The sequence below is a fragment of the candidate division WOR-3 bacterium genome (genome assembly GCA_029858255.1).
In the GTDB taxonomy this organism is placed as follows: Bacteria; Hydrothermota; Tepidihabitantia; order SM23-42; family SM23-42; genus SM23-42.
The window spans coordinates 1-25301 of record JAOUFJ010000028.1 but is presented as its reverse complement, the minus strand read 5'-3'; the positions used below and the strand labels follow the sequence as shown (position 1 = coordinate 25301).

Here is a 25301-nt window from a genome sequence, read left to right as displayed (position 1 = left end):
CCAGGGCGGCAACCGCGAACATAATCCATGCAGATACAGGCATCACGATCTCCCTTTCTTCTTGAACAAGATTACCGCAACGACCACAAAAACTATGATCACCAACCAACCGCCGAGAAACTCTGCGATGCGAGAATATCCACCATACGCCGCCTTCACTCGGTCAACAACGTTCGTTATGAATAGTGCACCGACCACAATTGGTGTCAGATATTTGACAGAAAAATCCCACCACCTGCCGATCGTAAAGTCCGATTTGCCATTTGCGTACTCGCGTATCTCTTCATGTTTGTAGAACCAGCCCACGGCAATACACATCAAGATACCGACAACGAGCAGACCGAAGTTATTCATGAAATAATCTACGATATCAAGCCAGTAGAGTCCACTTCTCGTTGTGTAGATCAAACCGATGAGCCCGGCCACGATGGCAAACCCGATATTCACGTGGACGCGCTTAAAATTGAATTTCTCGATCAGGGATGCGGCACCTGCCTCCACCAGGGAGAATGCAGAATCTATGCCCAGAGTTAAAAGCATCAAGAAAAAAAGCACGCCAAATATAACAGAACCAAAAGGCAGCAACCGGATGATCGTGGGATAAGTTACAAAGGCGAGCTGCGGACCTGATTGCACGACCTCACTGACCGGCAAACCGGTCTGATTTGCGTAGTAGCCCAGCGTGGAGAACACAGCGAAGCCACCGACGAACGCGGTGGCGGCATCGGCGAGGCTCACCAAGAAAGCATTATTCACAACATCAGAATCCCGTGGCAGAAAACTCGCATACGTCATCTGTACACCAAAACCTATGGTTAAAGAAAAGAAAACCTGTGAATAGGCGTGCAGCCAGACGCGATAGTTCAGGAGCGCGCTGAAGTTCGGCGTCAGGTAATACTTCAGACCCTCGAGCGCGCCGGGTAGCGTCAGTCCCCGCGCAACGAACACCAGCAGGATGATCCACGGTATGATGACCGTGAAGTACACTACCTTGCCGACCGTTTTCGCGCCCTTCCAGATCGATGCAACGATAGCTATCCAGGTCAGGATCAGACCCAGCGCGATCATCCATTGTACAGAACCCAATTGCATCGGCGATTCCGATATTTTTAGGAATTGGTTGAAGAAAAAACCCTGAGTATTATCACCCCATGCCATATTGAGGGAGTATCCGAGATAATTGAACGCCCAACCCATTATCACCGCGTAGTAGGTTGCTATGCCGAAACCAACGAGGAGTGCAAACCAACCCAGTATTTCAAAACCTTTCTTTAGGTTTCCCAACGCAAGAGGAGCGGGTTTTGAGAATTTGTGCCCGACCGAGTACTCCAGCACCATGAGCGGTATACCTGCGGTCAGGAGTGCAACAAGAAAAGGAATAAGAAATGCACCTCCACCGCACTCGTAGCATACATAGGGGAAGCGCCATATGTTCCCCAACCCTATCGCTGAGCCTATCGAGGCTAGCACAAATGACGTCCTACTCTGCCATATTTCTTTCATTGAAGATTATAGCAATAACAAATATTGTGTCAATCATCAAATATTACTATTGACTTACGTAGCATCTCGGAATAGACTCATCCATGCGCGTCATTCTCCCTGAAATAAAGGAATTGCTTGCCACCAGGCAGAAGCGAATGATCAGAAAGATCGTGTCCTATTTCGAACCAGCAGATATTGCCGAAACATGGTCCGAATTTACGCATGACGAGAGACTGAAATTATTCAACATACTGGACGCAAAGTGCGCTGCGGACATCTTCGAGTTTCTCCGAGAAGACCAAATGATAGAATTGCTCACCGATCTGCCGACAGCGAAGATGATAAAAGTTCTTAACGAAATGTCCCCGGACGACCGTACCGACCTATTTGCGGCACTGCCAACCGAAGAAGTCGAGAAAATAATACCATTACTTGACGCCGAAGAACAAAAAAGAGCCCGCGAGCTCCTGGCCTATAAGGGAAATACGGCCGGTGGCTTGATGACCATTGATTACATCACCGTGCCCGATAATGCAAATATCGCACACGCCTTGAGAGAATTGAGAACCCACGGTAAGGAAATCGATTTCATACAGAACATCTATGTCGTCGACAAGGTCCATAGACTGCAGGGTATCATCCCGCTGAAGGATTTGCTCACCGCCACACCACGCACAATAGTCCAAAATATAATGGACTCCCATTTTCCAAACGTCGGCCTCGACATGGATCAAGAAGATGTCGCACGCGTTTTCGCAAAATACGACGTCGCCGCGCTGGCCGTGCTGGACAAACTCGGAAGAATAAAGGGTGTCATTACCGTCGATGATGTCATCGACGTCATCAAAGAGGAAACGAGTGAGGACATCTACCGATTCGGTGCGACCGAAGTAACCGACCAGTATCTGTCGGCAAGCCCGCTCAACATCGCACAGAAACGGGTGATCTGGCTCATAATTCTTGCGCTGGCTGGTTTCATCTCAGGTTCCGTGCTCGAACACTACTCATATTTGCTCTCCAGTATAGTAACACTGAGTTTCTTCATCCCAATACTCATGAACACAAGTGGCAGCGCAGGCACACAAGCGGCGACCGTAGTAGTGCGTGGACTGGCGACCGGCGAGATAAAGCTGCGTGACATCTGGCGGGTAGTGCGCAAAGAATTCTTCATTGGTATCCTAATGGGAATAACGGCCGGAACAATTACCGCCCTGCGTGCTCTGATCATGCAGAGTGACGCAGGACTCGGCCTCACGGTCGCGATCGCGATGATAATTGCGATCGTCATCGCTACATCGATCGGTGGCATACTTCCGATCATCTTCAAGAAACTCGGCGTGGATCCGGCACTGATGTCTGGGCCATTGATTGCCACGATTCTTGACACAACTACACTGCTCATATATTTCAACATCACGATACTCCTGCTTTACAGGTTCCGATGAAAAAGAAATATATCGTAGTATACACAACCTTTCCGAATATGCGCACGGCAAAGAAAATTGTGGAAGCGCTCGTTCGAAGCAGGCTCGCAGCCTGCGGGAACATCTTCAGACTATTTTCTGTCTACCGGTGGAAAGAAAAGATCGAAAAACATCCAGAGTACGGAGCACTCATCAAGACAAGAGCATCCAAGTACCGCAGTGTTGAAAAATACATCAAGGATCACCATCCGTATGATGTACCAGAAATAATCTTCTGGTATATCACGCGCGGACAGCAGGAATACTTAAACTGGATCTACAAGGTCACCGACTGACTCAGAAGTAAGGAAATTCCGGGATGTTCTGATAGGCGTACAGAATGACAATCACGTCATTCTGGAGGTCAATTGTGTCAATGTATAATTTCACGTAATTCCCGTCCTCATTCTTCGCGACAACGATCTCCCCTGCAACCACTTCGATCTCTTCAGAAGCAGGTTCCGATGCTATACCCGAGATCGCATTGAAATCTCCAGGTCCAATGTTCGAGAGCATCGTCTGGCGGGCACCCGAACCATACAGCGGATGGCCGCTGGGCGAAACGAACCATACAGTATCACCGGAAGCCTTTACCCACATATCTGCAGCACTGCCGATCATCGACGAATCAGCCATGACCAGACCATCACTGTACCTGACCGCGCTGCTGTCATTTACAGGCTGGCTCTCGGCCGCGATCTTCATTGTCACGGTGAATTCAGGGCGCGGTGACGCCCTCATGAAAGGAGTCGTGGCATTGTACCCGTTTACCTTATTTTCAGTATTGACTGTACGCACCTGAACAAAATATACTCTGTCCTGCAATAAACCATTAGCTTGAAAAGTCGTGTCCTGTATTGTCTGGCTGTTGAATTTGTTCAACTCTTCCCCATCATCAACCAATAAGGCACTGGAATCCGTGTAGACATACACATTATAGCCGGCGAAATCGGTGCTATTCTCAATCAATTCATTCTTCTCCCAAAAAATCATCAGATGATTTGTACCCATAAACACATTTTTCACCTGTGGCGATTCGATAGTAACTGCACCATTGCAGGATAGAATCATCAGTATAAAAAAAACACAGACGACAAGAAATCTTCCCATGAAAAGCCTCCTTTATTCAAATATCTCGATTGTAATACACTAGCATTATAGACAACTGCCTGAATGTGTCAAGCTACTGCAGGCTCTCAGCATACTGACGGAACTGCTCCATCTCGATACGCACGAGCCGCAATGAGCCCAAGAAACCGAGGAATCCACCAATATCCATATTCAGCATATGGTCCTCAACCTGGGAGTCGACCGGGAGGTCATAGAAGTAGGCACCGCTGCCCAAGGCATCTTCAAGACGTCGGATGTTTTCACGCATGACCCGCTTGATCGATTCGTTGCTCGGCATGGGGAAGCGGTCATCGGATGGAACGAGTCTATTCAGTACTAAAATTTTTCCCTCAACGTCCATCGCATCGATGCCGTCGTGGAATAGAGCATCAGCCAACACAAAACCATACATCGAGCCTAATAAATGCATGACATGAGTATTGTTTGCCTCGACAGCATAAGGAAAATCCTCGAAAGCAAGGTCCGGCACGAATTTCTTTTTGATGATAGGCGCCAAGCGATAGTTGTACGACCCTGCACCCTTGCCTTCGAATATCTTAGTGACTGCAGAAGCATCGCCGATACAGCGTGCGTAGACTTTCTTTTCTTTTTCGTCGATCTGGCTGATCTGCCAGCACTTACCTCCCAACACGAACTTCTCCCGCAGGTGAAAAATGCGGCCAACTATAATACCCAGAGCTACATTGATCACATCATATTCACCAAAAGATGTCTCGGCGATATTTGAATGGATCTTACCATAATCTATTTTCTTCTCAAGACTAGGTGAATTGAAATATATACCGGGTCTTGTCTCGACCACCTTTCCATCTTCATACAGATGTTTGAACACGGACTTTACGGTTCCCTCGGAGAAAACCGGAGAAAATACTCTGTTTAGACTGTTCACTGTCGTCCCAATCCTTCGCCGCTGGTGGAAATAGGAGTAAATTTGTTGGGGTATTACCGACAGGCTCGGTGTGTAACGCCTATCATACAACTTGCCCTGCATCGCACACTCCAGATAGGTTTCAAAGAGTGCCTTCTCCCACCCATCTGTATACACGCAGATCGCAAAAAGCTTGTGCGTCCGGCGATTGCCGCGGCCAACCCTTTGCAGCATCGAAGATACATCAAACGGTGGGCGATATAGCACGATACAATCCACTGACCCAATATCGATCCCTAATTCAAGCGTGGATGTTGCACATAGTATGGCGCGATCAGTGCTGTTCATGACCTTCTCAACATCCTCCCTCTTCGACCGCGGCAGACTTGCATGATGTATATACACTACATCCGAGAAAGGAGGAACGCTCAATTTCCGTGAATAGAGCTCGGCCAGACTACGCGCATTGAAGAAAACAAGAATTTTCTTCAAATACTTCTCCCTGGCGATGGCCATAAGCCTATGGACGAAAGCCTCAGCAGGTATGAGCAGATATTCAATCTCTCGCCGTGCATCCAACAGGCAAACTTCCGGATCAGGGAAATACCTTTTGCCGATATCCAGGTCGTCAATTGTCGCCGAGAGAGCGGCATAATGGAGCCGGCTCCTTATTTTCCTCAGTCTATTCAACAGGATACGAAGCTGGTCGCCGCGCGGTGTGTTATCAAGCAGATGTATCTCATCGAGTATAACTGCTTCGAGATCCAAAAATAGTCTGGGTCGGCGCGTCAGCAGTGAGTCAAAAGACTCAGGAGTTGTTAACAAAACGTCCGGAACGTTTTTGTCGGGCAATTGCGGGCGGTCGCCAGTCTTCATGCCCATGGAAATATCCAGATAATGGATCGGGTCGTGTAACCGGCGGTGAAGATCATTGACCAACGCGCGCGTGGGAGATATATACAAAATTCTCGGTCTGTTCAAGGGAGCGGCAAAAACCTGGCGCTCGAAAAGGTTTTCCAGGACCGGGGCAATAACTGCCTCGGTCTTGCCTGATGCCGACGGTGATATCACGACGACATTCTTGTTCTTCAGTATCGAGGGGATCGTAATCTCCTGAATCGGCGTGAAGCTGCCGAAATGGCTGAAAAAAGGAACCCATGTCCTGTGCAGGGCCCGCTTGATTTCGCTACTGTCCATTGTAACCTATCACTCTCGCAGAATTATTCAGCTGCGACTCAATGAGAACCGATTAGAAAAGAACCGGTATTATGGATTGGGCTTGCTGTACCTGAACCAGTCAAAAGCCTCGACCGAGAATTTGATGAACTCCCGCAACTCACCGTAGCTCCTTTTCAACGCGGCATTGAATATGTTCTCTCGCTGTGAAATAACAATGGAAAATGCAGGGTATGCGCAGGTATATACATCGTAAAGGTTATTGTATATCAATTCTAACTCGGCTTTGCTGAACCTGCGCAGCACAACCTTTCGGTCAATGAGTTCACGCACACCGACAAAATCACGTAACCCGTGTACTGGAGTGGATGCAAGGATCAGAAGAATATGAGGGTCCGGGTATACGTATGGCGTCGGCCGCACGCGATTGTGCAACAGCCGTTTGTCTATCACCTTCAGACCATCATTGTCGAGAGCAGCCTGAATCAAGCCCTCCAGAAAATTAAGCCCCCGACTATATTCGATGTAATTCCAGATGTGGGCTATCGTCTCAACTTCATCGAGTATTATCACCAGCCCCCCTAAACCCACCTCGTAGACAAGGTGACTCAAACCGCTGATGATATACGTGTAGTAGTCCGTAGCCGTTGAATAGTCGTAAAGGGCCGGTATTTTATGTCCACCACGTACACGGAATGGTGAAAGCGGGTCTGTTGCATAATCCTTCGTCGATTCGCCCTCTATCAATTGCCAGAACACCTCGTTCTTGAGAGTATCATCCTCAAGGTTTTTGACATATCTCAGCACCGGTGTAAGAAAACAGTGATCTCTTATCTCAATCGATGCCACCATTCTCAGCAAATCCCGGAACCTGTATTCAGAACCTTCCTTGATATACCTGAGATTATGTACCAATTCCCGGTAGACTCGTTTCGGACGATACATCGGTGTCTCCTGAACGCTCAACTCGCAATAGGTAGTCACAAACCCGTACTTCAGACACAGGTGGTGCATGTACTCCAGAAGATGGGTTTTACCTGACCCGTAGCCACCCTCCACCAGGTAGACATTACCTGACCCTTCCTTGAGCGCTTTTAGGCCCTGCTCCAGTTCTGACAACTCATAACCGCGGCCAAAAGTGAAATATTCAATATCCTGATGCGGAACGATACCAAGGCGAAATGCCTCCAGAAGGCGCTTCGACGAAATCTGGTCGAGCTTGATGTGCTTGACGGTGATAGGCCTGAACCACTTTGCGGGCAACCACAGCTCCAGGCCACTACGGAATTTGACACGCAGCTCCGCACCTTCCCAACGCGATGCCTCGACTACGCCTTCGCCAAATATAGGATGTGCTACTACACTGTTCTTCTTATCCATACTGTCATCGAGGTCGACAAAATTGTTCTGGCGGTCACATTAAAACGGTCAGAATTCTTCGCTCTCAACCTCCGCCTTTTCTGTATCGGCAAGCATCCTCACTTTTGAGCGGAATATTTCCCGTGCCTCGTCTCTTCCAATAACCGCGGCCTTTTCCTTCAGCCGGTGGAAGATTTCAACAACGCCAATTACAAAGATCCTACGGTAGCTGACATCGAGAGTCTGGAACTCCAGAGCTGCTTCGATCATATTTTTCAAGGATTCATCACGGATATCTTGTTCAAGTTGATGATTATAGGCGATTTCGAATACTATCGCAAGCTTTGTACCTAATTCGCTAAGAAAATCCCTTGCGCTCACCCCAATATCCTCTAAATTGATCTTAACGCCCATCGGATTTATCCTCGTGAAACTTGATCGGAGCCTCTGCTTCAAAGCTTCATAGACACCACCACTTCCCTCAAGAAGGAGGTTCTCATCGGGGATCGCATAGAAGAACATTGCTCCTGGCAGACGTGCATTACCGCATTCATCAACGAGCTGCCTGAGATTATCGAGTGCGCGACGTTTGTCGCGCGCCGATGAAATACTCATCCCCCTCTCTGCTTCATCGAAGAGAAGTAATAGACCGGAATAACCTAGCGAATTTACAAATTGCACGAGACTGCGTAACATCCTGAATGCATTACTGCGGTCGATCCGTTCCGATATACGATAGCGAAGTTTCAACTCGCGCGGCAAATCTTCCCCCTTTAACCATTGTATTACTTCCTGAAAGCCTTCTTCGTCCTCGCTCAACAGATTCGTGACCGCAGCTTTCACCGCATTGGTGAAGCTGGAACTTTCAAAACTTCTTATCTTAGACAGAATATTTCCTTCTGCGGATTTAGCCCAATTCTTTAAAAGAAAATCGATACCGAGATTCCATGGCTCTTTCCAGTGATTATCATTTACCGGTATTCTGAGATTCAGCACAACCTGTTTGTAGACAAGTTCCAGCCGGTCAAAAGGGCATTCGGTAGGGCTCAATGTAACATAACTCGTCACGTAGTTGTTACGCCAACCGATATTACGTACAAGGTAAAGAAAGTGTGTCTTGCCGCCGCCGTAGTTGCCGGTGATCAGTTTGAATGATGAAAGATTGAATTTGAGTATTCCCTTAAGGTACTCTTCCTCGATTACCCGCAGATAATTGTCAACACCCACACTGAAATACTCGATGCCGAATTCAGGAGGCGTGCCAAAACTTCCCAGCTTATGAATAACAGCCTTGGCCAGGTTAGAGTTTAAATGCATGTTCTGCACAGCGTCCTGTGAGTTCACTCGACATCACGACGAGGGTGCCGGCTCGAACGTAATGTATTCGTAATGCGTCCCTGCGCCCTCTTCGTCCTCAGGCACCCAGAGCGCTTTCGCCTTGTCGACCGTTGCATCGAAGGTTGCCACCTGCAAATGCATACCGCGCGCGGCATTCCCGTAGCTTCTCAATTGATAGAGCATGAAGCTCATCTTTTCTCTAGGGTATTCGCGAAAATTCTGCCGGCGCGCATCGACGGCGAACTTCTTCGACTGCTTCATGAATACGTACTCCTGCAGCACATCCATAATGAGAATCTTTTCCCCGTAAACCTTGCCATCGCGTCTCGCGCAACGTTCATAGGCAAGCTGTATGTCGCGGGCAAGTTCATCTAATTCAGCATCGTCGGTCGAAATATCACGCCGGTGTTTTATCACCATGTCATAAATAACCTCTGCCTGTACCGGTATCTTCGTTCTTATTTTCTCGATCTCGGGGCCAAAATAAAGTGTTGCTTCACCGAGCTCAAAATTCAACTTCAGGGTATGTAGGCCCAATCTCAGCAGCGGATACTGCCCTCGTACTTCAATACCTCCGGTTTTGCACAACTCCCGCAATCGGTTGCCAAACTGGAATTTTATTTCATCCTTTCCCTGTTCGATCTCCTTTCTCTGGCTGTCCAGCCAGGCCAGCAAGGATCCCTTTATATCAGAAGGCGACAAATCTTCGACCAGGGAAGAAATGGTCATCATCTTCTTCTCAAGTATATAGGCGTTTTCAACGGGACGCTCATTCAACTTCATGTATTCACGCATCGCCTTCAACAGTTTTATGCTCTTCTTTGACAGCATTTCAAGGGATTGAATAAGATTATTGGTCATATCACATTCCAGCAAATATTCGGGTTTTTATGGATTCCAGTTGCATCAATAATGATAACCGAGAACAGTGAAAATGTCAACCTATGAATCAGTTACAACTTTCAAGAGGTAGAATTCTGGGCGCTCCGTTCTCTTTATTATCCTGTAATTCTCCGGATTATCTTCCAGGACAGGAAGGAGGTAATACAGGGTCGTGACCGTCCACGTGAAATTATCGAGTATTATGTAGTCACAGCCTGCTATTGCCTCGCGTATTCGATCATGATCCGTCGTGAAGGGATATATGAAAGACTTGCGGCCGGATAAGAGGTAGACGAATTCTGGTTTTCGCGCAATGATCACGCTCCCGGCCGGAGTATTTCTCCGCGCCCATTCTATTAGTTCGAAGTACCTGCGCCAATCGAGACTGTATCCGGCGCGCCTGTCGCCCCTGAGGTAAGCAGTATTGTGTACCATAGCCGATCTTACAATGGGTGCCATCCCGACGACGTTCAGGCAAATGATCAGGCCGGCAAAGGCTTCGACAATGAATTTCACCTTTATCTTACTCGTTATCCAGAACAAGCCACTATATATGTATATGACAAGAATCGGTAAAATTGTCATGAGGAAACGGTCTGAAGACCATACCTTTGGCCACGCTAGAATAACGATGACAGCGAATACAAAGTACACATCAAAAACGGCATACCGCTTAATTCTGGTTATGAAACCCAAAGTCACTAAGATGGTGAAAAACGCACCAACGATAATGAGCAGAATGTCCGCATGTAATACCGGCAGCAGTGCTGACGGCAATACCTTGAATGCGTAGTACAGAATATTTTCCCATATTCTTTCCAGAAAACCCAGGGCATTTATTCTGCCTAACTCCATTTGATAGGGGTTCTTGGCAAGCAGTTGCTCAACATATCCGCCACTCCTATCTACACCAGCAGTTCTCATCTGCCAGGGGATAAAGACCAGAAGGAACAATATGAGAAAAATAACAAGTTGTTTGTAGCGCCTCTTCAGCAGAAGCCACAAAATGATACCGATGATGAGTGCGATCCCGGCCGTCCTGATAAATACCGCATAAATACTACACATGAAGGCCAAGTAGTTGAAGATTTCCCGGTTGTCCTCAGCATTCATTAGCAAATAGACCGCTGCCAGTGACAGAAAGACAAAGGGCATCTCGGACAGTATCCAGTGATTATAGGTGATCATTATGGGAATCGACACATACGATGCTATCAAGAAATGGAGGCTGTCCTTGAACAATTTCTCGCAGATCTTCACCATAAAATATAGAGCACCCAGGCCGGTCAAGAGCACTACTAATTTCAGGATAACTATGTTAGCGCCGAACATCAAAACGAATGGCACAAGCATGAGAGGAAAGCCAAAGGGATACTGGGTGTGGGGTGGTTCACCAGGCAGATAAAGATCCTTATACCCTTTACCACTGCATATTGATTGTGACAAAATAACATAAACGACATTGTCGCCACCGGTAAAAAGTTTGGGATCGAACATCAACAGAGATAGGATTAAATAAACGCCAAGGACTATCAGGATGAATAAATTTCTACGCGGTTGCGCCTGTCCTTTTTCTATATTCGAGCGCATCGGTTAATTATATATGATACGTGGCGTGCTGTCAATTGACTATTCTTGACACCCCAGAAAATAGCACTATACTAACAGGGGAAGACACTAAAGATGAAATTCGCAATCTGCATAATCCTGCTGGCGATCGGACTTCATGGTCAAAACCCTGGTGCTCGTTACCTGATAATCACACACGATGAATTTGCCGACGCAATCCGGCCTTTGGCCAGATGGAAGCATAAAAAGGGTATGCGCACGAAAACAGTATTGCTCTCAGAAACCGGCCATACTGCCGACTCGATCCGTAACTATATAATCGATGCGTACAATACATGGCAGATTCCGCCTGAATTCCTGCTGCTTGTCGGTGCTCCCAATTTTCTGCCCATGACCAGTGCTGGCGGCACGATATCTGACAACTACTATACTGACGTGGATAACAACCTCTTCAATGACATCATATCCGGGCGTTTGACCGTTCATAACGTTACAGAAGCGCAGACAGTCGTTAACAAGATACTACTTTATGAAAGGACCCCGTATCTCGAGGATGCTTCGTGGTTCACGAACGCCTGTTTGATCGCCAACGAAGATTACGGTTCATACCCGCCGGTCGGCAATGACACGGTCTACTGGAATGATATTCGCCTTGCCAAAAACCATATGTTGACAAATGGTTATGGTACGATCGATACGTTCTCGTACGGGTTGGGTAACGACAAATATGATGTCATCAACGCAGTCAACAATGGCCGTGGTTTTGTGCTGTATCGCGGTTCAGGATTGAACAATTGGTCCTACCCATTCGATGTTGCCCCTGATCAGACGGCAAACGGTGCAAAACTGCCGATCGTGTTGTCGATCACGTGCCGTACCATGAGCACGAGCGCAACTCCGGCAGCTGCCGAGAAGTGGCTGCTAACTGGTACACCAACGACCCCTCGCGGCGGCGCCGGGTTCTTCGCAACCACGACCACCGGCATTGGTTTTATAACCTTCTTACGCAGCGCGGTTTGCCGGGGTTTCTTCAACGCACTCTTCCTCGAGGATAAACACACCTTTGGCGGGGCATGTGAGGGCGGCCGCAGAAATGTATATGCTCTCTATAGCAGCACGAGTGAGTATCGTGGTTTCACTACGCTGGGTGACCCGGAAATGAACATCTGGACCGATACGCCCTGCTCTCTCATTGTCGACCATCCTCAGGTAGTACCCGTGGGCAATGCTAATCTCACGGTCAGTGTCATACAGGCTGCCACCTCTTTACCCGTTGATCGCGCCATTGTGTGTATCACGGCAAAAGCGGATACCGCGCTCTATGCCGTTGATTCAACCGATGCCTCAGGAAATGTCTATTTCAGTATCCAACCGCAAGTAATGTCCGATACCCTTTTCGTGACTGTCACCGGCAGGAATCTCCAGCCTTACGAGGGTACGATGCTCACGTTCAGCACCGGTAGTTATGTTGTTCATCACAGGTCTTTGATCGACGATTCCATCGGCGGCAACAACGACGGAATGATAAATCCCGGCGAGTACATAGTGATGCCGCTCTGGGTAAGAAACTGTGGTGACAGTACTGCCCACAACGTTCTCGGCGCCCTGCGTTCAAGTGATAGTTACGTTACTATAACTGATTCAGTGAAGACATTCGGCAACATTCTACCGGGCGATTCAGCATTCACCGGTGACGATGGTTATGATTTCGAAGTTGCCCAGAACGTCCACGATGAACATATCCTTGAATTTGAACTATCATGCCGTGACATCAACGATTCGGTATGGACATCCTTTTTCAGTAAGACCGTCCATGCTCCTGATCTAGTATTTCTGAGTGCCGAGATCAGCGGCGGCAACAACAACAGCAATTTCGAACCAGGAGAAACAGTGACTGTTGTCACGACGGTCAGGAATGAAGGTAGTGCCGCAATTGACAGTGTCAGTGCCCGGCTGCGCTGTCTTTCTGCATATGTGGGCGTAATCGATTCAACGGGAACATTCAGTCCGATGCTGCCCGACAGCAGCGCGTCGAACAATTCCGATCCGTTCCTTGTGTATTCAAGCGAGAGCACGCCGATTGGCACCAACGTATTGTTCGAACTCATTGTGAGCCGGGACTATTATTGTGATACCCTGGAATTCTCCCTATGCATAGGAGCTGTTCATTACTATATCTGGAATCCCGATATCACACCAACGCCTGGACAGAACATGCAGAACATTCTGGACTATTTAGGTTACAGCGGAGATTATGGCACAAATCTGGCCACCGATCTCAATCTTTATCGATCCGTTTGGGTGTGTCTGGGTGTGTATCCAAACAACTACGTGATCCCTTCGGGCAGCCCTGAAGCGTTGGCGCTGACAGAGTATGCGCAGAACGGTGGCCGAGTTTATATGGAGGGTGGTGATGTCTGGTATTATGACCCATTGGGTGGCGGGCATGATTTCCGTCAGCTTTTTGGGATAGATGCGACGGCCGATGGTGCAGGCGATATGGGACCTGTTGCGGGGCAACCTACCACGTTCACCACAGGCATGAACTTTGGTTATGGAGGTGAAAATAGCTTCATGGACCACATAAGCCCGCTCAACGCTAACGCATTTTTGATCATGCGTGACGGCGACAACTACTATGACTGCGGGGTAGCCTATAACCAGGGCACTTATTGCACGGTTGCCAGCTCATTTGAACTCGGCCTGCTGAACGATGGCTCACCTCCGTCGATACGCAGCGCCTTGCTCGATTCTATCATACATTTCTTCAACATCACGACCGGTATCGAAGAGAACACAGGCTTGCAGGATATATCCGGTCCCGTGCTGAATGTTTTTCCCAATCCATTCCGCGGGATACTGCATATCGAATGCCACATGCGAGCGCCGGACAATGAAGGTCAGGAAAGTGAGGCCGCAATCCACATCTATGACGTGGCTGGCCGGTTGGTACGGACCATAAGACCCGGCAAGGGAGAATATACAGCTCACTGGGACTGCAATGACGACAAGGGCCGAAAAGTATCCGGAGGCGTATATTTTGTGAAGCTGGCCACTGAAGATAAAAAGAATTGCACTAAAGTAGTATTATTGAAATAGATATCCACCCCCCCCCATCCGCAAAAATTGCTTAAGTCTAAGAACATTGCCCGGTTCCAGCCGTTTTGTCCACCTTGCCATTTGCCCAATTATGTGTAATATATGAACATGAAGAGAATATTATTGCTCATAGCATTTCTTTCAGGAGCCGTATCTGCACAAGATATCGGCGCAAGATATTTAGTTATCACCGATGACGATTTCTACGATGCGGTTCAGCCCCTGGTTCAATGGAAGCACAAGAAGGGAATGCGGACAAAGACCGCTAAACTCTCGGAAATCGGGCACACGGCCGACTCAATCCGTAATTACATAGTGAATGCATATAACAACTGGCAGATCCCTCCGGAATTCCTGTTATTGGTCGGTGCACCGAACTACCTGCCTTTTGGCATAATGGACGTGACCACTGATAACTACTACACTGACATCAATAACGATATTTTCAATGATATCCTGTCCGGACGCCTGACCGTACACACCGCGAATGAAACAGAGACTGTCGTCAATAAAATACTACTGTATGAAAAGAATCCTGACCTGACCGACTCCACGTGGTTCATCGATGCCTGTCTCATAGTGCGCGAGGACATTTATGACCCGTATGACGATTCCATATACTGGAGCGATATCAACCACGCCAAGAACTACATGCGTACTAACGGCTACGACACGATCGATACGCTTTCGCGAGTGAATGGTAATAGCACGAGCGATATCCTTCAGGCTGTCAATGAAGGTTGCGCTTTCGTGCTCTACCGAGGTCAGGGAGTCAACAACTGGTGGTCTCCCTTCGATGTGAATCCCGACCTTACCAACAACGGCAATAAATTACCGATAGTATTGTCGATCACATGCAGCACCATCAGCACGAGTTCATATCCTGCCGTTGCTGAAAAATGGCTTCTGACCGGTACACCTGCGAATCCACGCGGCGGTGCCGGGTTCTTTGCGACGACGACCGTGGTTACCGGACACGCGGACTACAGAAGCGCTGTTGCCAAGGGTTTCTTCGACGGAATTTTCCGGGACAAAAAACGGACATTTGGAGAAGCCTGTGAGACGGGCCGGCTGAATGTTTATTCCCTTTACTCGGCTTCATCCGAATACCGGGGTTTTACTACCCTGGGTGACCCCGAGATGAATATATGGACTGCTACACCCTGTTCGATCGTCGTTGCCCACCCACCAGTTGTCACAATGGGATACTCAAGTTTTTCCGTGGGCGTATCCATGGCGCACAATTCCGTGCCCGTCGAAAGCGCCTACGTCTGTGTCATGGGAACCCAGGACACGGCGATATATCAAACAGAGGTATCCGACGTCAATGGAAACGCGTACTTCGATCTATCTCCGATGTTGATAGGGGATACGATGCACATCACCGTTACCGGACGCAACCTCAAACCATATGAAGGTCAAATGCTAACGGTCGCCACGGATCGCTACGTTGCCTATTTGAAATCAGAAATAGATGATTCGCTGGGCGGCAACAACGACGGTGTCATTAACCCCGGTGAAGAGATCACTGTTCCGCTCTGGGTGAAGAATTACGGTGACAGCACGGCAATGGATGTAACCGGCGCCATGCAATCGGATGACCCATATATCACGGTTGTCGATTCAATAAGAACTTTCGGTAACATCACCGGAGGTGACTCCGCCTTCACCGGTGAGGCCGGCTACCGATTCCTGGCCTCTCCCGATACGCCGGATAACCGCGTACTGAATTTCGACCTGACCTGCAGCGACGAAAATGATTCCGTGTGGATATCGCATTTTAATGCGGTCGTCCATACCGCAATCCTGGAGGTTGACAGTATAATCATAGAGGACATCAACGGAAATGGCAGTTTTGAACCGGCTGAGAGCGCAACCGTCGTTGTTGCACTGCGAAATACTGGCAGCACCGCCATCGATGCGGTCAGCGCGCAGATCCAGACAAGCTCACAGTATATCACGATCATTGATTCAAGCGGCACCTTCCCTCACATTGGTCCGGATAGCTCTGGAACCAACATCCTCGATCCTTTTGTGATATTCGCTGATTCAAGCACACCCTACGGGACTGCGGTCAACGTGAAGCTCATGATCAACTCAGGCTATTATATAGATACGCTGGCTTTTGCCTTCAGGGTCGGGATTTTTGTACCCACTGATACCGGTTATTACTATGCCTACTATTCAGGCGGGGCGCATGAATACTCCCCGACGTTTGATTGGGTCGCCATCGACAGCACGCAAACCGCTAATCCCGGCATATCTCTTAACCTTGGTAATGATCAGACAATAGTCGTTGCCCTGCCATTCGATTTCACGTACTACGGCATTGAATATGACAGTATTTCGATCTGCTCCAATGGATGGATTGCCCTCGGTTACCAGACAATGCTGGATCCATCGAACAGCGCCATACCCAATGCTGATGGTCCTGCGGCAATGATCGCTGGAATCTGGGACGACCTGGATCCTGGCAATTCTGGGCAGCCCAGTGATGTTTATTACTACTATGATGCGACACAGCACCGATTCATCGTCGAGTATTTCCGAGTGGAACACTGGCCAAGTGCAGATCATGAAACATTTGAAATTATTTTGCTGGATCCCTCTTATTATGCCACGCCAACCGGCGACGGTGAGATCATCGTGCAATATCTATCAGCCATGCAGCAGGGCGACAATACGATCGGAATCGAAAACGGCAGTGAGACAATCGGTATCCAGTATTTTCTGAATGAAGTCTATGATACGCTGGCAAAACCAGTCACCGATTCATTTGCATTGAGATACACGACACATCGGCCCGACTATCTTCGAATCGAGGAATTGCAGATGCCGGCGCACATGCCAAAGGAAACGATGCTGGCGGCTGTCCACCCGAATCCGTTCACGCACAGATCTATTCTGAAATACAGCTTGTCCGCTCAGAGTATCGTTCTGCTGCGGGTATATGATGTTGCAGGACGAGCGGTACGGACTCTCGTGCACGATAATTTTGAACCGGGTTTATACACAACAGTATGGGATGCGTGCGATGATTCCGGCTCTCGTCTACCGGCTGGCGTTTATTTTATAAGTTACTTCGTCGAAGCCGTCGACGGCAGAAGAGGACATCACCAGGTCGAGAAAACGATACTGGTGAGACAATAGTCAACTAATTCGTCCGGGTTTTCTAATTGATTAGATTCTGAACTTCCATCCCAAATAGAGCTCACGTGCTTTTGGGTCATCGATCAAGGTCTGTGCGCTACCCGACAATAATACACGTGCGTCGTAAATAAGGTAGGCGCGATCGGTTATCTCAAGAGTCTCTCTTACGTTATGGTCCGAAATGAGCACGCCTATGCCATTTTGCCTCAGCTTCAGGATAACTTCCTGCAACTCGGCACGCGCGATGGGATCGATACCCGTGAAAGGCTCGTCGAGCAGGAGGAATTTGGGGTTATTTATCAAGGACCGGGCGATCTCAACGCGGCGACGCTCACCACCTGACAGGGTGTAAGCTTTCTGCTCCCTGACGTGCTCAAGGTTGAATTCCTTTAATAACAGATCTGCCTTTTCTTTAGCGGCAGAACCTTTAACACCCACGATCTCGAAAACCGCAAGTAAATTGTCCACAACCTTCAACTTTCTGAAAACGCTTGGCTCCTGGCAGAGGAACGATATACCCATTCGTGCACGCTGGTACATTGGCAGATCGGTTATAACGGTTTCATCAAGTATGATATCGCCCCTCTTCGGTTTGAGAAGACCGACGATCATGTTGAAAGTAGTTGTCTTGCCCGCTCCATTGGGGCCAAGCAGGCCGACAACCTCACCCTGGTTTATCTCGAGACTGACACTATCCACAACCACCCGTCGGCCGAATACTTTGGTCAAATCCTTAGTCACCAGCATTTCCCTGTCTCCTTTGCAGATTCAAGACACCTCTCGGCCGGCCTTCGATGCGGATCGTTGTTGCCTTACCCTGACTGAAAATGATCTCAATGTTGTGCCCCTCAACCATGTTTTCCGAGCCCTCATCAGTGTAGTATACTGACTGCCCGTCCATGACACTCAGGAGATCCATCTCTTTATCCTTCAGCCTGAATTTACCCGTAGTCCCTTTCAACTCGTTATTCTTCTCTATTATGATCGGCATAATCATGTCACCGGTTTCCGCCTTGAGGTCATACGAGAAAGTATCGCAAAAAACATTAATGCTATCAATAATGGCCTGGACTGAATCGTAACCCATGAAAAGGTTATCACTCGTCATCAACCTGAATGCCCCGGCATATACGATTATCGGGTTCTTGTCATCCCGCGTTATCCTGAGCTCCGGACTACCGGACAGAATCCCTTCATCCTTCGTGAGATTGTACCAACCCATGTCGCCAGAAACGGTCATGTGGTTTCTGTCATCCTCAATCACAACATGGCCGTACATTTCAACTGAATCTTTCTTTCCATCATAGTACAGAGAATCCGAAAACATCCGTTCATTATCAGTGACAATTGACACACTATCTCTCAAGTAGCCACGGTCTTCATTGAAATAGTATATCGCGTTCTTCGCACTTACCTCGCCGTTCCTGCCCGAAAGCTTGATTTCATCAAACAGTCTTACCCAACCTCTTGCCTCGTTGATCCACGCCTCCGTACAGGTTATCTTGGTTTCCTCGCCTTCAATAAAAACATTTCCGATGAGATGAACAATACTCTCATCCTCTTCTTTGTAGATCTGTATTCGATCCGCACGGAACGGTGTCAACGCAATGATGAGTATGATCAGCATATATGCCGAACACTAGTGTTGACCATCATGTTATCTCTGAGGCGTGTGCCATAAGACTACTTCCGTATGTCCGGAAGTGATATTGGAGAAGTCCCTTTTGTCTCGCCTATTATTTCGATCCTGCTCAGACGCGGATCGGTCCTCAATCCTTTGCCCTCTATGACCGTACCGTCACGTTTTAATATCTTCACATACGCATCGGTCAATATCCTTGCCGAATCATTGAGCCAAAAGAGTGACTCCGTAAATAATCTGGTGGAATCACTCGTGACCACGTACACACTATCTTCCACAAAAATGTTATGGGTCCTGGTATTAAGTTCACCGCGAGGCGCGTTCAGTACGGAATATTCTTGTTCGTTTTCATCATAGAACCGTACTGTTACTTCATCAACTTTGATAATCTCATCATAGACATCTGCCCGATCGGCATTCAGAGTCCAGAGTCTCTGCCCGCTCTTCGTTTCTGTCAGGCATAACTTCTCGAGAATTATCTTCGGCATATCCTTAGGTAATCTTTCCTCGATTTCTTTCTTTTCACAAGCGGACAGCAAAAAAACCGCGATCAGAGCAAGAGCGAGTGGCTTCTCAAATTCCTTCATCGCGATTTATAGAACCACATATATTCAAGGGGCATGGTCTGAACCAAACCCGGTAGATCGCAACCGATATTCAACACGCCGCTGTTACCGCTCCGGTAAGCGGCGAAAGGGACGAGCGGCACTTTACATAACTGCGCCAGTTTCCTGGCCTTCGCGTACTTCTGAAAAAGAGTGTTGCCATCGACAAGCATTCCGAAGATACCCCCCGATTTTATGAAACGGACGATCTCCAGCACATTCTCGCCGTAAAATACCCTCACCCCGTTGACTGCCCGCCACCTCTTTAGCGCGGAATCTACTAATCTTGCGAGAACCGAAACATTATCCCTTTGATATCGGTTGACGATCACGCCGATCTGGAATCCCCGATTCCTCAGCGTATAGGGCATCAATTCCCAGACCCCGAAATGAAATGAGTAGAGAACACAGCCCCCTTTAAGAACACCGGCATCGCCGGTTAATTCCAGATCGTTCCTTCTGAGCATAAAAAACATATTCCGGGCAACACGATAGGCGTTTCTGAATGCATCCCTACCTACACGGTTTTTCAGATAGCGCCGCCGGTCGCGACATATCCCATAGAAACAAAGAACGCAGAGCAAGAATGAAAGTTCTGCAAGGAGTGACATTATGTTTTTTTCAAAGAAGTACTGATGAAATGATAGAATATTGGATTTGGTGCGAGCGGCCTTGACGTAAATTCCGGATGGAACTGTGTCCCGATAAAGAACGGATGTCCTCCAATCTCTACTATCTCCATCAACTTTCTATTCGGCGATCGTCCAGAGAATATCAGACCTTTTTCGCTGAGCGTCTTTATATACTTCGGATTGACTTCATAGCGGTGGCGGTGCCTCTCCTCCACCAGATCTTTCCCATAGATTTTCCTGGCAAGAGTTTTTGGTTCTAGCTCACAAGGCCAGTTCCCAAGCCTCATTGTACCACCGAGATCTTTGATCTTCTTCTGCTCGGGAAGCAGATCGATGACAGGATAAGATGTGCTATCGTCAAACTCCGTTGAATTTGCACCCTTCATGCCGCACATGTTCCTCGCATATTCAATGACCATGCATTGCATGCCAAGACAAATCCCAAGAAAGGGCTTCTTATTCTCACGTGCGTACTTGACGATCTTTATTTTACCTTCAACTCCCCGCATGCCAAAGCCACCGGGGATCAATATACCATCAGAATAGGCAAGTGTGTTACTGAGCTGAACATCATCTTCCATTCTGTCGGTATCGATCCATTTTATCTTCAACCGCGCATCATTTGCAACCGCGGCATGATACAGTGACTCCATAATACTCTTGTAAGAATCCCTGAGTTCAACATACTTGCCACAAACGGCAATCTCCACGGATTTTGTCGGAGATTTGGCTCTCTCAACGAAAAGCCTCCATTCCTCAAGGTCCGGCTCTCCAGCATCTATGCCAAGATATGATAGCATCAACTTATCGAGCTTCTGTTTGTGGAATACAAGCGGTATCTCGTAAATACATTCAACGTCCACCGCGTCGATCACAGCCTCAGGCGGCACGTTGCAGAACAAAGAAATCTTCTTTCGCTGATCATCGGTCAACCACGAATCACTGCGGCACACTAGAACGTCTGGCTGAATACCGATCGCCCTCAATTCGCGCACCGAATGTTGTGTTGGCTTCGTCTTGAACTCGCGGGCCGCTTTTATGTAAGGAACGAGCGTCAGGTGGACATACATCGTATTGTTCCTCCCCAGGTCAAGCCGCATTTGCCTCGCAGCCTCAAGGTAGGGTTGACCCTCGATATCGCCGACCGTACCGCCGATTTCCGTGATCACTACATCCACCTTGTTGGAATTACCGAGTTTCATGACCCTCGTTTTGATCTCGTCCGTAATATGGGGAACCACCTGCACCGTCTTTCCCAGATATTCCCCGCGTCTTTCTTTTGTAATCACTGAGTAATATATCTGTCCTGTCGTTATGTTATTATCGCGCGTCAGTGCACTGTTCAAGAAACGCTCATAGTGTCCTAAATCCAGATCACACTCCGCACCATCCTCAGTTACATAGACTTCACCGTGCTGATACGGATTCATTGTGCCCGGATCGACGTTGATGTAGGGATCGATCTTCTGTACGGTGACTCTGAGCCCGTAGCTTTTCAGAAGAAGCCCGATCGAAGCAGTCGCAACTCCCTTCCCGAGTGATGAAACAACTCCCCCCGTGACGAAAATGTATTTTGTCTCCATGTACTAGAGTATATTTATAAACGCGACGATGTCAAGAAAACAGAAAAAAGGTTGCCCGAGTGAACCACCAGCAACCCCGATTGACGTGATGAGAGTTATCCGGGACTCTTCAGATATCTCGGTGGATGAGCTCTAATGAAAATGGTTACTACGAATCTACCTGTTTAAATTAACGCTCCTATAAAATCCCCAATGCAGAATCGCCCATCTGTTCTATCTTCTATCCAGCGTTCCTTCTGATCCCGTACTGATTCATCTTTGAACGGAGTGTATTACGGTGTATTCCCAACCGGGCGGCAGCAGCCGACAAATTCCAACCCGTCTGCGTGAGTGTCGCAACGATGTGTTCTTGCTCCACGTCCGACAGTGATGCGCGCCCCGTGTCTTTCTGCGTCATGCTGCTTTCAAGAGGTATATCCCCACTTCCGATGTAGCTACCCCGGCACAAAACCACCGCACGTTCCATTACGTTCTCGAGTTCCCTTACGTTGCCCGGCCACTCATAACGCATCATCTTATCGAGGGCGTTTTTTGAAACACCTTTAATATCACTTGCACATTTTTTGCTGAATTTCTCAACGAAATGCTCGGCCAGCAATTTGATATCTTCTTTTCTCTCCCGTAACGGGGGGAGTGTAATCGTTATTACATTCAACCGGTAGAAAAGGTCTTCACGGAAAGAACCATCGGTGATCTTTTTCTTCAGATCCTGATTTGTTGCAGTAACAAGCCTCACATCGACCTTGATGGATGTATTACCACCCAGTCTCTCGAATGAGAACTCCTGCAAAACCCGCAGCAGTTTCACCTGTGTGCTCACTGGTATCTCGCCGATCTCGTCAAGGAATATGGTGCCTCTGTGAGCAAGCTCGAATTTACCTATCCTCCTCTTCTCAGCACCGGAGAAGGCACCTCTCTCATATCCAAAGAGTTCGCTTTCAAGCAACGTCTCGGGCAGCGCGGCACATGATATGGCAATGAAACGACCATTGCTGCGCAGGCTGGCGTTGTGTATCATGCGCGCAACCATATCCTTGCCAGTCCCCGATTCACCAAGAAGCAGCACGTTTGAATCCGAACGTGCCACCCTTGAAATCACGCTCAAGACCTCCCGCATCTTGGGACTCTCGGCAATGAATGCATCGCTCTGAAATTTTCCATCGATCTCTGCACGTAATATCTCAAGTTCCTGATGTATGTTTAATTCTCCATGTATGCGCTCAATGATCAACTCGAGTTCATCGAGATTGACCGGCTTATTCAAATAGTCATAGGCCCCCTGCTTCATCGCCTGGACCGCGGATTCGACCGTACCGTAACCCGTTAGGATTACATAATACGTTTCCGGGTCGATCTCCTTCATGCGCCGCATCGTCTCAATCCCATCAAGTTCAGGCATCTTCAAATCCATGATGGCCAGGTCGAAACCGGATTCAGAAATAATATCGATCGCCTCCTTGCCCGAGGAGGCAGTTCTGACGTTATGACCTTCCTTGCCGAGAAATCCCGCGAGCAAGTTGCGCTGTGATTCCTCGTCATCAACAATGAGGATGTGCATACGTTACTACACCAAACCCTTCTCGCGTATATCTTTCATAAGATGCCAGGTGGCAAGTATGACCATCCCGAAGCCAAAGAGAATCACAAAAATCCGGACCAGAAAACTTAGTATCGGAATGAATCCAACAACTAGAAGTATAAGCATACCGATCACGAAGGAGAGGTAAAGCGACACTTCTTTGCCTTTGTTGAAAATCTGAATGACCTTCTCGCCTAATATGACCGCGACAAAGATCGAAGAAACATAACAGAGTATGGAGAATATATATAGAGCAAGCACACCGAGCGGATATCCAATTAGCGTTGCGAACAGAACCGCGGAAGCAACAGGTATCGCTATAACGCCGAGAAAACCAACGCCCAAGGATTTCCAGGTCTGCTTGACAAACGTATCCATGACCCTGCGCACATATTTCTGGCACAGGGCAATGAGCATAATACCCACGATAATTTTGCTGATCCACACAATTACCTTGATAACCCCAAACAGGAATGCAAGCAGCGGTGCCATAGCAAAGAAAAACGGTTTTGCCTCGTCCTCCTCTACTTCACGTACTGACAGCTCACCTCCGATAATGGCACCCTCGTCGATCTCGGGTTCATCTTCACTCGTTAGGTGAAAATCGCCCGATACAACCGCCGTTGACTTGATTCGTGCCTTATCTGCCCTGATCTTCACGCGGCTGCTCTTACCGGCCATGACAAACTTGCCGACCGATCCCTTTACCGCACCATTGATATTGCCATCGACGGCGAAATTACCGCCGTACGCATAGAGGTCCTTCCCAACAATAGCATTGGAATCAATCTTTAGAGAACCACCTGCAAGTATTACGTTCTTGGCGACATTGCCGGAGATATTCAAATTTCCGCCAGCAGCCCACACCGTCTGCACGCTTCTTGCATTGATGCTTGAATTGGCGGCGCCGATGAAGAGTGAACCCCCGATATCGCCGGTAACATTAACCGTCTGTGCGAAAGCACACACATTACCCGTTACCACACCCTTGATGTCCACATTGCTGGCGAAGGCGATAAGGTCGTCGTCGATCACCTCATCGACAGCAACCTCGACCGACTCAGCACGCCTGATAATCAAAGCATCTGCAGGAGAAACCAGCATAACAAAAACGACTATACAAACAATCCAGCTAAAATACTTCATAAACACCTCCTTGTTAGAAGACAGAGATGGCTCAACATGGCTCATAGAAGGCTACTAATGGCGTAATGCAGGCTACGGTGCTGTTTGCTCCTTCTCCGTTTCACAGTTTAAGAGCCTTGCGATTTTCCCCCAAATTTCACATTTGGACGGGAAAATCAGCATCCCGCATTTTCTTCGGAAAATGCGGGGCTTTCAGCCTTCTCAAGCCATCTATATCTAATTCTATCCAACATGCTTGACAAATCAACACCCACTGCCTGCTCGGCTGACGTTGAACGGTTGCGAAACCCATTGGCCAAATCCTAAATCCGAAGCACGAAATTCTAATTCCGTAAATACTCAAATCTCCGATTTGATGCTATTTGTGAGAATTCCCGTAGGGGACAATATCAAATGCCAAAATTAAAATTATCGAAGCAATCGATGCCGGCATTAACAGGCTTCGATCGGGTTCTCGACTCCCCTAGAACAGCGAAGCCTATGGAACGGTATTAATGGAAGTAACGGTATTAGCGAGATTAGCGAAAATAGCGATATTAACGGAACTAACGATATTAGCGGGAATAACGAACGTAACGTTCTATGTTTATTCGA

At 48.1% G+C, this 25301-nt stretch carries 18 protein-coding genes; 4 read left to right on the top strand and 14 right to left on the bottom strand.

From position 1 onward, the window contains the following. Positions 1–42 precede the first annotated feature (42 nt). Positions 43–1503, bottom strand: coding sequence for a sodium-dependent transporter (locus OEV79_10250; GenBank protein ID MDH4211812.1), 1461 nt, complete (start codon positions 1501–1503; stop codon positions 43–45). An 83-nt stretch (positions 1504–1586) separates the two neighbouring features. On the opposite strand from OEV79_10250, the gene mgtE reads away from it, so the two are divergent. Then, positions 1587–2930, top strand: coding sequence for a magnesium transporter (gene mgtE, locus OEV79_10245; GenBank protein MDH4211811.1), 1344 nt, complete (start codon positions 1587–1589; stop codon positions 2928–2930). Beyond that, positions 2927–3244 (top strand): divalent-cation tolerance protein CutA, encoded by a 318-nt coding sequence (locus tag OEV79_10240; protein MDH4211810.1) that lies wholly within the window; start codon positions 2927–2929, stop codon positions 3242–3244. Before mgtE ends, OEV79_10240 begins: the two co-directional genes overlap by 4 nt. A gap of 1 nt (position 3245) precedes the next feature. On the opposite strand, the gene OEV79_10235 is transcribed toward OEV79_10240, so the two are convergent. The 6 genes from OEV79_10235 to OEV79_10210 form a co-directional block, all read right to left on the bottom strand. Beyond that, positions 3246–4058, bottom strand: a complete 813-nt coding sequence (locus OEV79_10235) for a fibronectin type III domain-containing protein (protein ID MDH4211809.1) — start codon at positions 4056–4058, stop codon at positions 3246–3248. 73 nt (positions 4059–4131) lie between these two features. Then, positions 4132–6144, bottom strand: coding sequence for a DEAD/DEAH box helicase (locus OEV79_10230; GenBank protein MDH4211808.1), 2013 nt, complete (start codon positions 6142–6144; stop codon positions 4132–4134). A 69-nt stretch (positions 6145–6213) separates the two neighbouring features. Next, positions 6214–7503 (bottom strand): ATP-binding protein, encoded by a 1290-nt coding sequence (locus OEV79_10225; protein ID MDH4211807.1) that lies wholly within the window; start codon positions 7501–7503, stop codon positions 6214–6216. A gap of 48 nt (positions 7504–7551) precedes the next feature. Continuing rightward, positions 7552–8799 (bottom strand): ATP-binding protein, encoded by a 1248-nt coding sequence (locus OEV79_10220; GenBank protein ID MDH4211806.1) that lies wholly within the window; start codon positions 8797–8799, stop codon positions 7552–7554. A 33-nt stretch (positions 8800–8832) separates the two neighbouring features. Next, positions 8833–9681 (bottom strand): hypothetical protein, encoded by an 849-nt coding sequence (locus OEV79_10215; protein MDH4211805.1) that lies wholly within the window; start codon positions 9679–9681, stop codon positions 8833–8835. A gap of 81 nt (positions 9682–9762) precedes the next feature. Next, positions 9763–11292: a hypothetical protein gene (locus OEV79_10210; protein MDH4211804.1), complete on the bottom strand. Its 1530-nt coding sequence runs from the start codon at positions 11290–11292 to the stop codon at positions 9763–9765. Positions 11293–11385: 93 nt separating this feature from the next. Here OEV79_10210 and OEV79_10205 point away from each other — a divergent pair, with 93 nt between their 5' ends. Together OEV79_10205 and OEV79_10200 are read left to right on the top strand one after the other, a co-directional pair. Continuing rightward, on the top strand, positions 11386–14370 hold the full coding sequence (locus OEV79_10205) for a C25 family cysteine peptidase (GenBank protein ID MDH4211803.1): 2985 nt from the start codon (positions 11386–11388) through the stop codon (positions 14368–14370). Between the two features lie 108 nt (positions 14371–14478). Continuing rightward, positions 14479–17520: a C25 family cysteine peptidase gene (locus OEV79_10200; protein MDH4211802.1), complete on the top strand. Its 3042-nt coding sequence runs from the start codon at positions 14479–14481 to the stop codon at positions 17518–17520. Positions 17521–17550: 30 nt separating this feature from the next. On the opposite strand, the gene lptB is transcribed toward OEV79_10200, so the two are convergent. The 7 genes from lptB to OEV79_10165 all read right to left on the bottom strand — a co-directional run bounded on the left by lptB (position 17551) and on the right by OEV79_10165 (position 24707). Continuing rightward, the gene (gene lptB, locus OEV79_10195) at positions 17551–18267 is read right to left on the bottom strand and encodes an LPS export ABC transporter ATP-binding protein (protein ID MDH4211801.1); all 717 of its coding nucleotides are present in this window, start codon (positions 18265–18267) and stop codon (positions 17551–17553) included. After that, on the bottom strand, positions 18254–19147 hold the full coding sequence (locus OEV79_10190) for a hypothetical protein (protein MDH4211800.1): 894 nt from the start codon (positions 19145–19147) through the stop codon (positions 18254–18256). The genes lptB and OEV79_10190 overlap by 14 nt, the downstream gene beginning before the upstream one ends. 56 nt (positions 19148–19203) lie before the next feature. Continuing rightward, positions 19204–19749, bottom strand: coding sequence for an LPS export ABC transporter periplasmic protein LptC (gene lptC / locus OEV79_10185; GenBank protein MDH4211799.1), 546 nt, complete (start codon positions 19747–19749; stop codon positions 19204–19206). Further along, a complete protein-coding gene (locus OEV79_10180; protein ID MDH4211798.1) occupies positions 19746–20378 on the bottom strand; it encodes a hypothetical protein in 633 nt (210 codons plus the stop codon). Before OEV79_10180 ends, lptC begins: the two co-directional genes overlap by 4 nt. Then, positions 20378–21982 carry a CTP synthase gene (locus OEV79_10175; protein ID MDH4211797.1) on the bottom strand — a complete coding sequence of 535 codons (1605 nt, stop codon included), beginning with the start codon at positions 21980–21982 and terminating at the stop codon, positions 20378–20380. The genes OEV79_10180 and OEV79_10175 overlap by 1 nt, the downstream gene beginning before the upstream one ends. Positions 21983–22202: 220 nt before the next feature. Then, entirely contained in the window at positions 22203–23540 is a 1338-nt protein-coding gene (locus tag OEV79_10170; GenBank protein ID MDH4211796.1) for a sigma-54 dependent transcriptional regulator, read from the bottom strand. 6 nt (positions 23541–23546) lie between these two features. Then, a complete protein-coding gene (locus OEV79_10165; GenBank protein MDH4211795.1) occupies positions 23547–24707 on the bottom strand; it encodes a hypothetical protein in 1161 nt (386 codons plus the stop codon). Positions 24708–25301 lie beyond the last annotated feature (594 nt).

Excerpts from the sequence above, each read along its gene's own strand:
- OEV79_10225 (MDH4211807.1), bottom strand. The coding sequence starts at position 7,503 with ATGGATAAGAAGAACAGTGTAGTAGCACATCCTATATTTGGCGAAGGC.
- OEV79_10175 (MDH4211797.1), bottom strand. The coding sequence starts at position 21,982 with ATGGAGACAAAATACATTTTCGTCACGGGGGGAGTTGTTTCATCACTC.
- OEV79_10180 (MDH4211798.1), bottom strand. The coding sequence starts at position 20,378 with ATGTCACTCCTTGCAGAACTTTCATTCTTGCTCTGCGTTCTTTGTTTC.
- OEV79_10220 (MDH4211806.1), bottom strand. The coding sequence starts at position 8,799 with ATGCATTTAAACTCTAACCTGGCCAAGGCTGTTATTCATAAGCTGGGA.
- OEV79_10170 (MDH4211796.1), bottom strand. The coding sequence starts at position 23,540 with ATGCACATCCTCATTGTTGATGACGAGGAATCACAGCGCAACTTGCTC.
- OEV79_10235 (MDH4211809.1), bottom strand. The coding sequence starts at position 4,058 with ATGGGAAGATTTCTTGTCGTCTGTGTTTTTTTTATACTGATGATTCTA.
- OEV79_10250 (MDH4211812.1), bottom strand. The coding sequence starts at position 1,503 with ATGAAAGAAATATGGCAGAGTAGGACGTCATTTGTGCTAGCCTCGATA.
- OEV79_10210 (MDH4211804.1), bottom strand. The coding sequence starts at position 11,292 with ATGCGCTCGAATATAGAAAAAGGACAGGCGCAACCGCGTAGAAATTTA.
- OEV79_10190 (MDH4211800.1), bottom strand. The coding sequence starts at position 19,147 with ATGCTGATCATACTCATCATTGCGTTGACACCGTTCCGTGCGGATCGA.
- lptC (MDH4211799.1), bottom strand. The coding sequence starts at position 19,749 with ATGAAGGAATTTGAGAAGCCACTCGCTCTTGCTCTGATCGCGGTTTTT.
- OEV79_10205 (MDH4211803.1), top strand. The coding sequence starts at position 11,386 with ATGAAATTCGCAATCTGCATAATCCTGCTGGCGATCGGACTTCATGGT.
- OEV79_10230 (MDH4211808.1), bottom strand. The coding sequence starts at position 6,144 with ATGGACAGTAGCGAAATCAAGCGGGCCCTGCACAGGACATGGGTTCCT.
- OEV79_10240 (MDH4211810.1), top strand. The coding sequence starts at position 2,927 with ATGAAAAAGAAATATATCGTAGTATACACAACCTTTCCGAATATGCGC.
- OEV79_10215 (MDH4211805.1), bottom strand. The coding sequence starts at position 9,681 with ATGACCAATAATCTTATTCAATCCCTTGAAATGCTGTCAAAGAAGAGC.
- lptB (MDH4211801.1), bottom strand. The coding sequence starts at position 18,267 with ATGCTGGTGACTAAGGATTTGACCAAAGTATTCGGCCGACGGGTGGTT.
- OEV79_10165 (MDH4211795.1), bottom strand. The coding sequence starts at position 24,707 with ATGAAGTATTTTAGCTGGATTGTTTGTATAGTCGTTTTTGTTATGCTG.
- mgtE (MDH4211811.1), top strand. The coding sequence starts at position 1,587 with ATGCGCGTCATTCTCCCTGAAATAAAGGAATTGCTTGCCACCAGGCAG.
- OEV79_10200 (MDH4211802.1), top strand. The coding sequence starts at position 14,479 with ATGAAGAGAATATTATTGCTCATAGCATTTCTTTCAGGAGCCGTATCT.